Here is a 15,723-nt window from a genome sequence, read left to right as displayed (position 1 = left end):
TCAATTAGGGAAAGCGAACATGGTCTGAGGCGTTAGCGCAAGCCGACCACGCCGAAAACTTTCACCAAAGATCGTCTTCTGACACACGGCGAACCTTACGCCTGCGGATTACCGCAGGTCACAGGGATCCACATTCATCGAAGATCGACTTGCGAATCGAATTGCTCGTATCGCTGATCGAATTGATTTCATCCGCCGAATGATCACTCTCGATCACGACTGCAGATGAACGTAGGTTCGCGGCCAATTCGTCGAACAGTCCGGAAAGTTGCGCCGGAAGTTCACTCGCGACCGAGTCGAACCACGAGGCGGTGTCCCTGGCCGACGAAGCAGCAGCGCTTGCTTCGGCTCTCAGGTCGGTCTCACCATGATTTCCGGCGTCGACGTAGGCATTGAACGCGACCACGTCGTTTTTCGATCGAGAGACCGCTTCCTCACAGATCGCGAAAGCTGCCTCTGCCGCATCTGCCGCCGCTTTCGACGAGGACGCGGCGGCCATCGAAATACTCACCTCGGATTGGTATGCAGCCACGTGCGCTTCATTGGGTACTGCCGATCCGGTCACCGCCGCCGAACATCCCACGATCACCGACAGTCCCACTGCGATCGATCCGACCGAGACCCACGCCCCGACCCTGCCGTAATTGATTTCTTTGTTTATTTTTTCCCACCCCTTCATACGTTCCGATCGATCCCCCAAGCCTGTGACTACGGGGAACCATCACACCCCTGCGTCACGCCGAAAAACGCTACCCGAGAGTAACCAGAGGCGAGGTGTGCCGGACCGACCGGGATGGTGAAAGATGAGGTACGCGCCATATTCACGATGGAAGTGCGTCGGACCTAACAAGGCCTCGATCACCTATGTAAGGACGCCCCACCACGCGTCCCCAAACCAATGAGGAGCACACGTTGTCTGACCTGATCCAGGGTCCCGCGTCCGGGCAGAACGCCGATTCCGGCGCTGCCGGCGAGTCGGGTTCGCCCGCGTCGAACACGCCGGGGGGAACCGACGGTCGCGTTCGCGTCATTCGCGAAGGTGTTGCGTCGTACCTGCCGGACATCGATCCGGACGAGACCACCGAATGGCTCGAATCATTCGACGGACTTCTGGATCGATCCGGACCCACGCGTGCCCGCTACCTCATGCTCCGCATGCTCGAACGCGCCGGTGAGAAGCACGTCGCACTCCCCGCGCTCACCTCGACCGACTACGTCAACACGATTCCGACCGAAAACGAGCCGTGGTTCCCCGGCGACGAAGAGGTCGAGCGCCGCTATCGCGCCTGGATCCGTTGGAACGCCGCGATCATGGTCCACCGCGCGCAGCGACCGGGCGTCGGCGTCGGCGGTCACATCTCCACCTACGCATCCTCGGCAGCGTTGTACGAAGTCGGCTTCAACCACTTCTTCCGCGGCAAGGACCACCCGGGCGGTGGCGACCACATCTTCATCCAGGGTCACGCCTCCCCCGGCATCTACGCACGCGCCTTCCTCGAGGGCCGCATCCCCGCGGAACAGCTCGACGGATTCCGCCAGGAGAAGTCCCACGCCGACTTCGGCGGAGCACTGCCGTCCTACCCGCACCCGCGGCTGCTTCCCGACTTCTGGGAGTTCCCGACGGTCTCGATGGGCCTCGGCCCGATGAACGCCATCTACCAGGCCCGGTTCAACCACTACCTCAACGACCGCGGCATCAAGGACACCACCGATCAGCACGTGTGGGCATTCCTCGGCGACGGCGAAATGGACGAGCCCGAATCACGCGGCCTCGCTCACGTCGCGGCAACCGAAGGCCTCGACAACCTCACGTTCGTCGTGAACTGCAACCTCCAGCGCCTCGACGGCCCGGTCCGCGGCAACGGAAAGATCATCCAGGAACTGGAATCGTTCTTCCGCGGTGCCGGCTGGAACGTCATCAAGGTCGTCTGGGGTCGCGAGTGGGATGCGCTGCTGCACGCCGATCGCGACGGCGCACTCGTCAACCTGATGAACGTGACGCCGGACGGTGACTACCAGACGTACAAGGCCAACGACGGCGCGTTCGTACGCGATCACTTCTTCGGACGTGACCCCCGCACCAAGGAACTGGTCAAGGACCTCACAGACCAGGAAATCTGGAACCTCAAGCGCGGTGGCCACGACTACCGCAAGGTCCACGCCGCCTACGCAGCGGCCATGGCACACAAGGGCCAGCCGACGGTCATCCTGGCGCACACCATCAAGGGCTACACCCTCGGTAAGCACTTCGAGGGCCGCAACGCCACACACCAGATGAAGAAGCTGACGCTGGACGATCTCAAGGCGTTCCGCGACATGCAGCACATCCCGATCTCGGATGCCGAGCTCGAGAAGGATCCGTACCTGCCTCCGTACTACCACCCGGGCGCGGACGCTCCCGAGATCAAGTACATGCTCGACCGTCGTAAAGCACTCGGCGGGTTCCTGCCTTCCCGCAACACCGACGCTGCTCCGCTCAAGCTCCCCGAGGACAAGACGTACGACGTCATCCGCAAGGGTTCGGGCAAGCAGGAAGTCGCCACCACAATGGCGATCGTGCGCATCCTCAAGGAACTGTTGCGCGACAAGGAGATCGGCAAGCGGATCGTGCCGATCATTCCGGACGAGGCCCGCACGTTCGGTATGGACTCGTGGTTCCCGTCGCTGAAGATCTACAACCGCAACGGACAGCTCTACACCTCTGTCGACGCCGAACTCATGCTCGCCTACAAGGAGAGCCCGATCGGCCAGATCCTGCACGAGGGCATCAACGAGGCCGGTTCGACGGCATCGTTCACCGCAGTCGGCACGTCCTACGCCACCCACGGTGAACCGATGATCCCGCTGTACATCTTCTACTCGATGTTCGGTTTCCAGCGCACCGGCGACGGCCTGTGGGCGGCCGCCGACCAGATGGCTCGCGGATTCGTTCTCGGCGCGACCGCCGGTCGTACCACTCTGACCGGTGAAGGTCTCCAGCACGCCGACGGACACTCGCTGCTCCTGGCATCGACCAACCCGGCCGCTGTCACGTACGACGCCGCGTTCTCGTACGAGTTGGCGCACATCGTCAAGGACGGCTTGCGCCGCATGTACGGCGGCACCGAGGGCGTCGACGGTTTCGGTGGCGAGAACATCTTCTACTACCTGACCATCTACAACGAGCCGTACGTTCAGCCGGCCGAGCCCGAAGGTCTCGACGTCGAGGGCTTGCTCAAGGGCATCTACCTCTACAAGACGTCCGAAGTAGCCGGCCCGAAGGCACAGATCCTCGTATCCGGTGTCGCGATGCCCGAGGGTCTGCGTGCGCAGAAGCTGCTCGCCGACGAATGGGGCGTCTCGGCCGACGTCTGGTCGGTCACGTCCTGGGGTGAGCTGCGCCGCGAAGGCGTCGAATGCGAACGTCAGGCGCTGCTCAATCCGTCCGAGGATGCTCCGGTTCCGTTCGTCACCACGGCGTTGTCCTCGGCACAAGGCCCTGTCGTCGCGGCTTCGGACTGGATGCGGGCGGTCTCGGATCAGATCCGTCAGTGGGTTCCCGGCGACTACACCACGCTCGGCACGGACGGGTTCGGGTTCTCCGACACACGCACTGCAGCGCGTCGCTACTTCAACGTCGATGCCGAGTCCATCGTCGTTGCCGTGCTGATCGGTTTGGCGAAGGAAGGATCGATCGAGCGGTCGAAGGCCGTCGAAGCAGCGAGCCGATACCGCATCGACGACGTGAATGCTGCTCCCGAGCAGACCGGGGACACCGGTAGCGCCTAAGTCGTAGGGCAACAGTCCCAGCGATCGAAAACAGACCTACGCCCATCGCCGCGGGTGTCATCTCGACATCCGCTGCGGCGATGGGCGTAGGTTTTTCTCATGCCCGAACCTGATCCCGAGAAACCCGAAGAGGGCGTACGCCGCACTCGACCACAGTCGTCCGGGTTGCAGGCTGTACTCGCCCGCCGTCGTCAGGTTCGCGATCCACTTCCAGAAGCCTTGCTCCGCCGCGTCAAACAGTTCTCCGGTCGGCTCTCCACCGAGGCCGTGACCGTGATGGAGGAGCAGCTTCCGTTCTTCGACAGTCTCGACGCTTCGCAACGTGCCGACGTTCAACTCTTGGTGCAAACGTCGGTGGTGAATTTCCTGGAATGGCTGCGGCAACTCGACTCGGAGATCAGCTTCGGATACGAGTCGTTTCCGGTCATCCCTCAGGATCTTGCTCGACAGCTCACGCTGCGCCAGACCGTCGACATGGTCCGGGTGGCGATGGAGTTCTTCGAGAAATGGCTGCCCGCTCTCGCCCGCAACGATCAGCAGCTGATCGCGCTGACAGAAGCCGTCCTGCGCTACGGGCGTGAACTCGGTTTCGCAGCAGCGACGGTGTACGCAAGCGCCGCCGAGTCGCGAGGCGCCCTGGACACGCGGCTGGAAGCGCTCGTCGTCGACGCCGTCGTGCAGGGAGACACCGGATCGGACATGCTCTCCCGCGCAGCCACGTTGAACTGGGACGCCACGGCTCCGGCCACCGTCATCGTCGGGTCTCCCCCGCCGGACGAGCGGGTCTCGGTTGCCGGCACCGTCCACGCGACTGCCGCCGCGCACGGGCGCGCTGTTCTCGCCGTGGTACAGGGTCCGCGACTGGTGATGATCGTCAGCGGCGAGCTGAGCAGTAAGACGGAAGGCAGCCAATTCCTTCAAGACCTGCTCATGAGTTTCGCCGACGAGCCGGTGGTGATCGGCCCGACAACGCCCTCGTTGAGCGCAGCACACTTCAGTGCGTCCGAAGCTCTCGCGGGAATCAAGGCCGTCGCCGGGTGGCGCGGCGCACCTCGTCCCGTTTTCGCGACTGAACTGCTCCCGGAACGGGCACTACTCGGAGACGACGCTGCCGTAAAGGCTCTTCGCGATTTCCTGGTCGCACCTTTAGCGGAATCCGGCACAGTCTTGACCGATACTTTAGACAGTTATCTCGACTGTGGAGGTGCGGTTGAGACTTGTGCACGTCTTCTGTTTGTTCATCCAAATACCGTTCGGTACCGCTTGAAGCGAATCGCGGAAGTTACCGGCCGGGATCCTACGAATCCACGCGACGCATACGTACTACGGATCGCCGCTACCGTGGGCCGATTGACACAAATCGATCTCAAATCGAACAATTCGGTTACTTCAGTCACATCTTTAACATCCGGACAAACAAACCTGTAACCCCCGAGCGTCCAATTTCGATGGCCGGGCGCGACGTGGGATTTTGTGGGAACCCTACAAAACACTTCGCCAGAGTTCATCGCGACCGACATCTCGCAGGTCACTCGCGGCGGTGTTCTCTTAATAAGTGATTTCGTTGCTCGCCCCGGGACAGGGCTCTCAGACACCCGGCATGCTCAGCCCATGGCTGGCACTGCCCGGAGCGCAAGACCGCCTCGAAGTGTGGTCGAAGGCAGCCGGCCTTGACCTCGTCCGACTCGGCACGACCGCGACTGCAGAAGAAATCACCGACACCTCGGTAACCCAGCCCCTCGTCGTTGCCGCTGCTCTGCTGGCGTACGAGGAAATCGAATCACGTGGGCTCCTCGGCGCCGACGTCATCGCTGCCGGCCATTCAGTGGGTGAACTTGCCGCTGCTGCGGTCGCCGGTGTTATTTCCGCTGACGACGCGGTCGCGCTTGCCGCCCTCCGCGGCGCCGAGATGGCCAAGGCTTGTGCGCTCGAGCCCACCGGCATGTCAGCCGTTCTCGGTGGCGACGAAGCCGAAGTGCTCGCACGACTCGAAGAACTCGGGTTGGAAGCGGCCAACCGCAATGCGGCCGGCCAGATCGTGGCTGCCGGACTGCTCACCGCGCTCGAAGAACTCGCAGCAAACGCACCCGAAAAGGCCCGAGTCCGCGCACTGCCCGTCGCCGGCGCTTTCCACACCCGCTTCATGGCACCTGCACAGGACGCCGTCGCAGCTGCTGCCGCCAAGATCACCCCGTCCGATCCGACGCGCACGCTGCTTTCCAACTCGGATGGCGCCCCAGTCTCCTCGGGCGCCGACGCCCTCACCAAACTTGCCGCGCAGGTAACCCGCCCCGTTCGTTGGGACCTCTGCTCCGCGTCGTTGCGGACAGCAGAAGTCAGCGCGATCGTGGAACTCCCGCCGGCCGGAACCCTCGTCGGAATTGCCAAGCGCGAAATGCGTGGCACACCGACGGTGGCCCTCAAGAACCCGGAGGATATCTCCGCACTGTCCGAGCTGACCTAGCTCGGACGCCCACCCGGCCGATCAGCCCGAACGGCGGCCGGACGTTTCACCCCACCTCAATCGATCAAGAAGGGAGCCACACCAGTGGCCCACACTCAGGAAGAAATCATCGCGGAACTCGGCCAGATCGTGGAGGAGGTCACCGGTATCGAGCCTTCCGAGGTCACCGTTGACAAGTCCTTCGTGGACGACCTCGATATCGACTCCCTGTCCATGGTCGAGATCGCTGTTCAGACCGAAGACAAGTACGGCGTGAAGGTCCCCGACGAGGATCTCGCAGGCCTGCGCACCGTCGGCGACATCGTCGCGTACATCCAGAAGCTCGAAGCCGAAGGCGCCGAAGCCAAGAACGCAGAGTGAGCCGACCGTGACTTCCGCTTCTACCCGCAAAGGGAAATTCCCCGACATCGTCGTCACGAGCCTCGCGACGTCGACCTCGGTGGCTGGTGATGTGGATGGCACGTGGAAGGCGCTACTCGCCGGCGAAAGCGGCATCGGAATCCTCGATGACCCGTTCATCGACGAGTTCGACCTTCCCATTCGCATCGGCGGGCACCTGAAGGTTTCACCAGACGAGGGCTTGTCCCGCGTCGAAATTCGACGGATGAGCTGGGTGGAACGCCTTGCCCTCACGTTGAGTCGCACGGTCTGGAGCAACGCCGGCAGCCCCGAAGTCGATCAGGACCGCCTCGCGGTTGTCATCGGCACCGGACTCGGCGGCGGCGACACGCTCATCGACGCCGTCGACAAACTCCGTGGCGGCGGATACCGCAAGGTGTCCCCGTTCTCGGTGCAGATGGTCATGCCCAACGGACCGGCCGCAACGGTCGGGCTCGAACTCGGGGCCCGCGGCGGCGTCATCACCCCGGTGTCGGCATGTTCGTCAGGTTCCGAGGCAATTGCTCACGCTCACCGCATGCTTGTCATGGGTGACGCGGACATGGTTGTGGCTGGTGGAGTCGAGAGCTTCATCGACGCGGTTCCGATCGCGAGCTTCGCCATGATGCGTGCAATGAGCACCAACAACGACAATCCGGCCGCAGCTTCACGTCCTTTCGACAAGGACCGCGACGGATTCGTCTTCGGCGAAGCCGGCGCACTGATGATCCTCGAAACCGAGGAACACGCAAAGGCACGCGGGGCCACCATTCATGCCCGCCTGCTCGGTTCCGGAATCACTTCGGACGGGTACCACATCGTGGCACCGCATCCGGAAGGCCTGGGCGCGGCGCGAGCCATGACCCGAGCAATCGAGATGGCCGGACTGACGAAGTCCGACATCAAGCACATCAACGCCCACGCCACTGCGACGCCGATCGGTGACATCGCAGAGGCAAAGGCAATCAACGCAGCGGTCGGCAATCACGCTGCGGTGTACGGCCCGAAATCCGCGCTGGGACACTCGATCGGCGCTGTCGGCGCCCTCGAATCAGTCCTCACGGTTCTGGCAGTGCGTGACGGGATCATCCCGCCCACGCTCAATGTTGACAGCCAGGATCCAGAAATCGATCTCGATGTCGTCAAGGGTGAACCCCGAACCGGCTCTTTCGATTTCGCACTGAACAACTCGTTCGGTTTCGGTGGGCACAATGTCGCGCTCGCCTTCGGTCGGGCCTAGCCCGAACCGCGGTTTGCACCTGTCCGCGGGTGTCGTTGCAACACAACGTCACCCGCGGACAACACCGACCTTTCGTTCCACCCAAGGCTCGTACTGAAGGAGGACGCGATGACCATCCTGGCCCCCGTGACAAAGTCCGAATCATCGACAGACCCGCGCGATCCTCTTGCGCGCCTGGAAAATCTGTTCGACCCCGGCACAACAGTGCCGCTCCACGCCCGTGACAAGTCCGGCGTGCTCGCTGCGTCCGGAAACATCGACGGCGTCCGCACCATCGCATACTGCTCCGATGCCACCGTCATGGGCGGCGCAATGGGCGTCGACGGTTGCAAACACCTCGTCAAAGCCATCGATACCGCCATCGAGGAAGAGTCCCCCATCGTGGGTCTCTGGCACTCCGGTGGCGCGCGTCTGGCTGAAGGCGTCGAAGCACTCCACGCAGTCGGACTGGTCTTCGAGGCCATGGTCCGTGCGTCGGGTCTCATACCTCAAATTTCCGTCGTGCTCGGCTTTGCCGCTGGTGGAGCCGCGTACGGTCCAGCCCTCACCGATGTCGTGATCATGGCGCCGGAAGGCCGAGTGTTCGTCACCGGCCCAGACGTAGTTCGCAGTGTCACCGGTGAACAGGTCGACATGGTGTCACTCGGCGGTCCGGACACACACACCAAGAAGTCGGGTGTCGCGCACATCGCCGCACACGACGAGGCCGACGCATTGCACCGCGCACGCCGCCTGGTCTCGATGATGTGCGAGCAGGGCGAATTCGATCAGCGGGCAGCGGAACTCGGCGACAGCGATCTGCGCGCCATGATGCCTGCGTCCGCAAAACGTGCATACGACGTTCGTCCCATCGTTCACGAAATGCTCGACAACGTCGAAGGCGAGTCGAGCTTCGAAGAACTGCAAGGCAATTACGCGCGGAGCATCGTCACCGGTTTCGGCCGGATGGCCGGACGCACGGTTGGCGTCATCGCGAACAACCCACTGCGACTCGGGGGGTGCCTGAACTCCGAAAGTGCAGAGAAGGCCGCTCGATTCGTGCGACTGTGCAACGCATTCGGCGTGCCGCTCGTAGTCGTCGTCGATGTTCCCGGGTATCTGCCTGGGGTGTCGATGGAGTGGGAGGGCGTTGTCCGGCGCGGCGCGAAGTTACTTCACGCCTTCGCCGAGGCGACTGTCCCCCGCGTCACCGTCGTCACTCGAAAGATCTACGGCGGCGCATACATTGCAATGAACTCGCGAGCACTCGGAGCCACGGCCGTTTTCGCCTGGCCCAACTCCGAAGTCGCCGTGATGGGGGCGAAGGCTGCTGTCGGCATCCTGCACAAGCGGGCTCTCGCTGCGGCACCGGACGACGAGCGTGAAGCATTGCACGACCGTCTCGCTGCCGAACACGAGGCGATCGCAGGCGGCGTCGACCGCGCTGTCGAAATCGGCGTCGTCGACGAGGAAATCGACCCGGCGAAGACTCGCAGCATCGTCACCGCTGCGCTCGCGTCTGCGCCATCTGTCCGTGCGCGGCACAAGAACATTCCGCTCTGACAACCCTGGACAGCAAGGTGGGCCTCGCCGATACGGCGGGGCCCACCTTTGTCATTCAAGTCTTTGTCGTTCAAGTCTGAGTCATTCCAGCTAAAGGGTCACTCAGGGTTCAGGATGGACCCGAATCAGCTGACACGCCTTCGCAGCCATGTCACTTCGGCACCTTCGCCTGAACTCCGGAAGGGTTCGAGTTCCTCGTCCCACGGTGCGCCTATCGCCCGATCGATCTCCGCGGCGATGTCTCCACCGGAATTCATGATGGACCGCAGTTTCATCTCCCCAACAACGACATCACCGTTCGCACTGGTGGATCCGCGCCACAAGCCCAGACCGGGCACATGGCTGTACCGTTCGCCGTCGACGCCATGGCTCGGGTCCTCCGTGACCTCGAACCGCAACATCGGCCACGCGCGTAGCGAATCGACCAGGCGGGCACAGGTTCCGACGGGACCTGTCCAGTCCGTCGTCGCACGCAGAAGTCCGTCGTAGGCAGGCTGTGAGGTCCATCTGAGCTTGGCAGGGCTGTCCAACGTGGCGGACAAAGCCCAATCCACGTGCGGGCACAGCGCCGCGGGCGACGAGTGGATGTAAACCACACCAGTCGTCACGTCCGCGAATTGATTCATTTCGCGCACTCGAGCCTCCTGCTTCGACGAGGGACGTCTTCCCCAACGACCTCTGTCGAGTTCGTGCAGCACGCTCGATTGAACAGTGTGCCTTGTGTTACCCGTGTTGCGCCAGTGGAAGGAGAGAAATTTGTGCTCTATCGCGAAACTTCACCGACTACGCCATCTGACAATTCAGTCCACAAAGGCTTGGCCCAATGACCGAAGTCGCGATCGGTAAGCACGACGCACGCAGTATCGATCGTGGGATCGACCCACAGGAACGTCCCGGACTGGCCGAAATGACCGAAAGTTGCGGCCGAGTTCTCGAGACCTGTCCAATGCGGACGCTTCTCGCCGCGAATTTCGAATCCGAGTCCCCAGTCGTTGGGGCGCTGAGAGCCGTATCCCGGAAGAATTCCGTTGAGCCCCGGGAACTGCACGGTTGTCGCCTCTGCGAACGTCTGCGTCGAGATCAGGGTCGGCGAGAGCAGTTCAGCCGCGAACTTGGCCAAGTCGTCTGCCGATGCCTGCGCACCGTGACCGGCAGGACCGACAAGAGCCGCGCTGGTCATCCCCAACGGCGCGAACACCGCCTCGGCAAGATAGTCGGCAAATTCGATCTCGGTCTCCCGGGAAACCAACTCGGCAAGCACCTCGAATCCCGCACTCGAGTAGATCCGCTTCGACGCCACCGGCGCCTGAACAACACGTTCGGCGAATGCCAACCCGGAAGCATGTGCGAGGAGATGACGAACGGTCGACCCCTCAGGCCCGGCCGGCCCATCCAACTCGACCGCCCCTTCCTCCACCGCCACGAGAATCGCGTAGGCGCACAACAGTTTTGTCACCGAAGCCAGGGGGAAAACATGCGACTGGTCGCCGCTGAAACCACGAATGCGGTCGCCCTCACCCGGATTCTTCCCGGAGAGGACGACCGCTGCCGCATTGTCGACCGGCCACTGCTGAATTACGTCGAGACTGTGAGTACTGGGCACCCGATCAGACTACTGGCACAAGAGTTGCGCTTTCGATCACCAGTCAGCTTCGGTGTAGCGGATGACGCCGCGGATGTTCTTGCCATCCAACATGTCCTGGTACCCGTCGTTCACGCCTTCGAGCGTGTAGGTCCGAGTGACCATGTCGTCGAGGTTCAGCTTGCCTGCCTTGTACATCGCGAGGAGGTTAGGCACGTCCTGGCGAGCGTTGCCACCGCCGAAAATGTTGCCCTGAAGGTCCTTCTGAAGCATCGACATCAGGAACAGGTTCAGCTTCACATCCATGTCCGTCAGGTGCCCCATTGCAGTGACAACACAACGACCAGCCTTTGCCGTCAGAATCATCGCTTCTTCGACGTACTCACCCTTCATTTCGCCAACGGTGATGATCGTCTTCTGCGCCATGCGTCCATACGTAGCGTCGATGATCGGCTGAATGGCAGCGGCAGCGCTTTCGAAAGCGTGCGTTGCGCCGAACTTCAGAGCCTGCTCACGCTTCCACGGCACAGGGTCGATGGCAAAGATGTACCGGGCGCCCGATGCAACTGCACCCTGTAGCGCACTGATACCGACGCCGCCGACGCCCATGATCACAACGTCTTCGCCGGGCTTCACATCGGCGATGTGGGTTGCCGATCCCCAACCGGTCGGGACGCCGCAACCGACGAGTGCGGCAACCTCGAACGGAATGTCCTTGTCGATCTTCACCACTGACGACTGGTTCACGACCATGTAGGGCGAGAACGTCCCTAGCAGGCACATCGGGATCACGTTTTCGCCGCGAGCCTGGATCCGGTACGTGCCGTCGCTGATGGCTTGGCCGCTGAGGAGGCCCATCCCGAGGTCACAAAGATTCTGATGCCCGGCCGAACACGCCGGACAGGTTCCACAAGCCGGAATGAAGGACAGAACGACGTGGTCGCCGACCTCCAGTCCCTTGACCTCAGGGCCGAGCTTGGTGATGACGCCCGAACCCTCGTGCCCGCCCATGACCGGGAACGACGGCATCGGGGTCGCGCCGGTGACGATGTGGTGATCGGAGTGGCACATTCCGGCCGCTTCCATGCGAATTTGAACTTCGCCGGCTACCGGCTCGCCGATCTCGATCTCCTCGACGGACCACTTCTCATTGAGGCCCCACAGGATTGCACCCTTGGTCTTCACGTCACTTCACCCTTTCATTCGCACACCCGCATCTATCTCTGTGACCATAGCCACAAATCCGCGAAATTGGAACGTGTTCTAACGAAAGATTTTGCACTGCAGGTCAGACGTCCAAATGACCTGGCACAACCGGCTTGGCGACGACGAAGGAATGACCCACTGAGTGGGACAGGCCACACGGGCACCCGAAAGTAGAGTCACCCCGAAAGCACGCACCCATTCGACTCCACCTCCCACCAATCGGTCGGACACAGAGCAGCGGGTCTGAAACAGGCCTGGCCATGTTCTGGTGCATGTGAGGTTTGACCCCTCAGGTTTTGAATGTCGTGTTCGCCGGCCGCGGATGCTGCCCGGGGTCGATCGAGGGCGGCGGGATGAACCACGGTTTGTTGTCGACCCCGATCCGGATCACCCACTTCCCGACGAACCCGGATTTCCGGTGCATCAGCCGGTGATGTGAACGGCACAGCAGGACAAGGTTGTTCATCACCGTCGGGCCACCGTTCGCCCAGTGCCGAATATGGTGCGCATCGGTCCACGCGGGAACACACGTGCAGCCGGGGAAGGCGCAGCCTTTGTCCCGGGCGATCAACGCCACTCGCTGTTCGGCGGTGACCAACCTCTTTCCGGGTTTCGCATCCAAGGGCGCCCCGTGGTCGTCGAGCAGCACCGTGGACAGGAAACAATCGCACCCAAGGAGTCTGGTCTGCGAGACCGAGAGTGGTCCGAGCCACGGCATGTGCCCGACATCGAGATCCGACACAGCCACTCCGTCACCAGAAGCAGCGGGTGTTGCGGCGCAGTCCCGATGCTCAGCCAGATCACGCGCGTTGATGTGCACGTTCACGTGCGGACGCTGCCCACCATCGAAACCGGTCTTCGCGCAGTCCAGATAACGCCGAATCAGTTCGGTGAACCCATCCGCCGTGCGTTTCGCCGCAGACCGAGAATCCGGGGTTCCATCCGGTGCCGGGGTGGGCATCGTCAGATTCGACAGGGCGGAGAGCAGCATTTCACCGGTGAGGGCGTCGAAATCTCCGCGCACCACCACCCGGCCGTTCAGTGTCGACGCGATCCGGAGCTCGTTGCGGTCGATATCTTCGGCGGGCGGAATCTCGTCGGATTCGAACACTCGCTCCAAGGTCGCGATCACGTTCCGTACCTTCGTGGTCGTGGCCTCCACTCCGGAAGCGGCAGCCAGCAACAAGTCGATACAGCGAGGGAGCGCTTCCTCCGGCATCCCCTTCGGTGGTGACTCGCAGAACGCCACGATCAACACCGCGTGCTCGAACGAGCAATCCCCGTCATCGAACCGGGCAGCCACCGCCGGAAACGGCCGCAGCGCAGCACCCAACGCGGCGATCTTCTTCCCGTCCCGAACCTGCAGCATCGTGTTCGCCGCCAACCAGCACCCCACCCCGCGGCTGGCAATCACCTGATCATCGGGACGCATCGACAACTCGTCCACCACCGCCACACGAACGGCCTCGAGACGAAGAATCTCCGCACTCGCCTCGATAGCAGCGGTACGTAACTCCGCAGCAGACAACCGCCACAGTCGTCCGCGCAACCCCACCGCAGAACCAGACACCACATCCGACAACAGAACACTCATTGAATCCCCCGATCCCCACCCCAGACAATACTCGAACACCCGTTCGAGTCAAGAGTTTCTCGAGTCAATCCACCGAGCGTCCCGGAATCACCACACCGCATTGATAGGCGAGAACCACCAGTTGCGCGCGGTCGCGGACATCCAGTTTCGTCATCGCCCGGTTCACATGGGTTTTTGCCGTGACCGCGCTGATCACCAATTCCGCGGCGATTTCGTCGTTGGACATCCCGAGGGCAACGAGGGTGACCACTTCGAGTTCGCGTGGTGTCAATTGACCGAAAATCCCGGAAGTCGAGTCGGCCCGCGACGGAGTGGAAAGGAATCGAGAAATCAACGCGCTGGTCGCAATCGGCGACAACAAAGAGTTCCCACCTGCGACCGTCCGAACAGCATCAAGTAGATCCTCAGCTCGGATTCCTTTGCCGATGAAGCCGCTCGCTCCCGCTCGGATCGCCTGTGCCACATGCTCATCCACTTCGAAGGTCGTCAGGATCAGTACGTGTACGTCGGACAAATCCGGATGATCGGCGATCATGGCGGTCGCTTCGACTCCGCTGGTGCCCGGCATGCGAATGTCCATCAGTACAACGTCGGGTCGGTGCTCGAGCGCCGCCTGGAATGCCTGCTCTCCGTCTGCCGCCTCGGCGACCACCTCCATGTCGTCTTCCGAACCGATCAGCAGCGCAAGCGTTTGACGGAAGAGCGCCTGATCGTCTGCCACTACCACCCGAATACTCACGACTCCTCACGCTCCGAACCGCTGGAGACCGAGACCAGCGGCAGTTGGGCGTCCACACGAAATCCCCCGTCCGCGCGGAATCCTGCTGAGACCTCGCCTCCCATTGCCTGTGCCCTCTCCTTCATTCCCAGCAGTCCGTACCCGGGCGGTGACGTCGAAGGCACTGCCGTTCCGGAGTTTTCGACCGACAGCACCAGAACCTCGGCTTCGTACGACAACGACACGGTGACGGCCCCTGGCAACGCATGCTTGCTCGCATTCACGAGTGCTTCCTGGATAATTCGGTACGCCGTGAGGTCTACTGCTGGCCCGAGAGGGCGCAGCGAACCCACTGCGCGCACTTCGATTTCCATTCCCGCACTGACGAATTGATCCACCAGTGCCGGTAGATCCGAAAGCCCCGGAGCCGGTTTCATCGAGCGATCACCGTCCTGAGCGTCACGGAGAACTCCGACCGTGGCCCGAATTTCATCGAGTGCCACCTTGGACGTTTCCTCCACTCCGCGTAGTGCAGTCGTCGCCTTCTCCGGGTCTTTCCCGATCAAGTGCGACGCGACCCCGACTTGCAGGTTGACCAAGGCAATGTGGTGCGCGACAACGTCGTGCAGGTCTCGCGCAATCCGCATCCTTTCTTCGACGACGCGGTGTCGGGCCTCGTCCTCGCGCATTCTTTCCGCTTGCACCGCGCGCGCCTCGACGGACTCCAGATAGGCTCGGCGAGAACGGACCTCGGCGCCGGCGAAACTTGCCATCAGCAACCAGGCCAACAACCCCAGTGCCTCCTGCAGGAGATTGTTCCCCACTCCCAGGAAGATTGTGACGAGCATCAGCGAGCTGACTGTGCTCGCCGCTGCGATGAAGGTCCTCCGGCGGTCACTCGTGCTGGCAACGTAGTAGAGGCACACCATCGCCGCGGAACCTGTGCCGGCATTCGGCGGCGCTGACAGTGTAATCATCAATACGCCGAGAAGTACTGCCACCGCCAGCGCCGAGAACGGGTAGCGCCTCCGGAATACGATGGTTGCAGCTGCGATCGCTGTTACAAGGACTCCCACAACTGTTACTTCGCGGGTGTCATTGCCATCGAGCGCGATGCGGTGCGCCGTCCACGTGGCAAGGAGCACGAGGATCGTCAGTGCCAGGTCGATGGTGCGCGGGTGTTCCGCACACCATCGACCCCACGTCGATGTCGAAGTCATCGATCTACCGT

The 15,723-nt window shown here is 62.3% G+C and carries 13 protein-coding genes; 6 read left to right on the top strand and 7 right to left on the bottom strand.

The window, feature by feature from the left end; all coding sequences use genetic code 11:
• Positions 1-118: 118 nt before the first annotated feature.
• Positions 119-532, bottom strand: a complete 414-nt coding sequence (locus ABX74_RS00380) for a hypothetical protein (RefSeq protein WP_223257791.1) — start codon at positions 530-532, stop codon at positions 119-121.
• Between the two features lie 380 nt (positions 533-912).
• Here ABX74_RS00380 and aceE point away from each other — a divergent pair, with 380 nt between their 5' ends.
• The 6 genes from aceE (at position 913) to ABX74_RS00350 (ending at position 9,392) form a co-directional block, all read left to right on the top strand.
• Positions 913-3,768 (top strand): pyruvate dehydrogenase (acetyl-transferring), homodimeric type, encoded by a 2,856-nt coding sequence (gene aceE / locus ABX74_RS00375; protein ID WP_047887974.1) that lies wholly within the window; start codon positions 913-915, stop codon positions 3,766-3,768.
• A gap of 99 nt (positions 3,769-3,867) precedes the next feature.
• The gene (locus tag ABX74_RS00370) at positions 3,868-5,196 is read left to right on the top strand and encodes a PucR family transcriptional regulator (RefSeq protein ID WP_019748966.1); all 1,329 of its coding nucleotides are present in this window, start codon (positions 3,868-3,870) and stop codon (positions 5,194-5,196) included.
• A 127-nt stretch (positions 5,197-5,323) separates the two neighbouring features.
• Positions 5,324-6,232 carry an ACP S-malonyltransferase gene (locus ABX74_RS00365; RefSeq protein WP_020908154.1) on the top strand — a complete coding sequence of 303 codons (909 nt, stop codon included), beginning with the start codon at positions 5,324-5,326 and terminating at the stop codon, positions 6,230-6,232.
• An 84-nt stretch (positions 6,233-6,316) separates the two neighbouring features.
• A complete protein-coding gene (gene acpM, locus ABX74_RS00360) occupies positions 6,317-6,592 on the top strand; it encodes a meromycolate extension acyl carrier protein AcpM (protein WP_003941649.1) in 276 nt (91 codons plus the stop codon).
• 7 nt (positions 6,593-6,599) lie between these two features.
• On the top strand, positions 6,600-7,850 hold the full coding sequence (locus tag ABX74_RS00355; RefSeq protein WP_003941591.1) for a KasA/KasB family beta-ketoacyl-ACP synthase: 1,251 nt from the start codon (positions 6,600-6,602) through the stop codon (positions 7,848-7,850).
• A 108-nt stretch (positions 7,851-7,958) separates the two neighbouring features.
• Positions 7,959-9,392, top strand: a complete 1,434-nt coding sequence (locus tag ABX74_RS00350; protein ID WP_003941597.1) for an acyl-CoA carboxylase subunit beta — start codon at positions 7,959-7,961, stop codon at positions 9,390-9,392.
• 125 nt (positions 9,393-9,517) lie between these two features.
• Here the strand turns inward: ABX74_RS00350 and ABX74_RS00345 are convergent, their stop codons facing one another.
• The 6 genes from ABX74_RS00345 to ABX74_RS00320 all read right to left on the bottom strand — a co-directional run bounded on the left by ABX74_RS00345 (position 9,518) and on the right by ABX74_RS00320 (position 15,712).
• Entirely contained in the window at positions 9,518-10,027 is a 510-nt protein-coding gene (locus ABX74_RS00345) for a DUF3145 domain-containing protein (protein ID WP_003941617.1), read from the bottom strand.
• A gap of 128 nt (positions 10,028-10,155) precedes the next feature.
• A complete protein-coding gene (locus ABX74_RS00340) occupies positions 10,156-10,995 on the bottom strand; it encodes a serine hydrolase domain-containing protein (RefSeq protein WP_047887973.1) in 840 nt (279 codons plus the stop codon).
• Between the two features lie 36 nt (positions 10,996-11,031).
• The gene (locus ABX74_RS00335; RefSeq protein ID WP_019748970.1) at positions 11,032-12,159 is read right to left on the bottom strand and encodes an NDMA-dependent alcohol dehydrogenase; all 1,128 of its coding nucleotides are present in this window, start codon (positions 12,157-12,159) and stop codon (positions 11,032-11,034) included.
• Between the two features lie 310 nt (positions 12,160-12,469).
• Positions 12,470-13,774 (bottom strand): HNH endonuclease signature motif containing protein, encoded by a 1,305-nt coding sequence (locus tag ABX74_RS00330; RefSeq protein WP_047887972.1) that lies wholly within the window; start codon positions 13,772-13,774, stop codon positions 12,470-12,472.
• A gap of 64 nt (positions 13,775-13,838) precedes the next feature.
• Positions 13,839-14,513 (bottom strand): response regulator, encoded by a 675-nt coding sequence (locus ABX74_RS00325; RefSeq protein WP_019748972.1) that lies wholly within the window; start codon positions 14,511-14,513, stop codon positions 13,839-13,841.
• The gene (locus ABX74_RS00320; RefSeq protein WP_047887971.1) at positions 14,510-15,712 is read right to left on the bottom strand and encodes a sensor histidine kinase; all 1,203 of its coding nucleotides are present in this window, start codon (positions 15,710-15,712) and stop codon (positions 14,510-14,512) included. The genes ABX74_RS00325 and ABX74_RS00320 overlap by 4 nt, the downstream gene beginning before the upstream one ends.
• Between the last annotated feature and the right edge of the window lie 11 nt (positions 15,713-15,723).

This window comes from Rhodococcus sp. ARP2 (assembly GCF_001029585.1).
Taxonomy (GTDB): domain Bacteria; phylum Actinomycetota; class Actinomycetes; order Mycobacteriales; family Mycobacteriaceae; genus Rhodococcus_F; species Rhodococcus_F erythropolis.
This window is presented reverse-complemented; position numbering and strand designations above follow the sequence as displayed.

Excerpts from the sequence above, each read along its gene's own strand:
- ABX74_RS00370 (WP_019748966.1), top strand. The coding sequence starts at position 3,868 with ATGCCCGAACCTGATCCCGAGAAACCCGAAGAGGGCGTACGCCGCACT.
- ABX74_RS00350 (WP_003941597.1), top strand. The coding sequence starts at position 7,959 with ATGACCATCCTGGCCCCCGTGACAAAGTCCGAATCATCGACAGACCCG.
- ABX74_RS00330 (WP_047887972.1), bottom strand. The coding sequence starts at position 13,774 with ATGAGTGTTCTGTTGTCGGATGTGGTGTCTGGTTCTGCGGTGGGGTTG.
- ABX74_RS00320 (WP_047887971.1), bottom strand. The coding sequence starts at position 15,712 with ATGACTTCGACATCGACGTGGGGTCGATGGTGTGCGGAACACCCGCGC.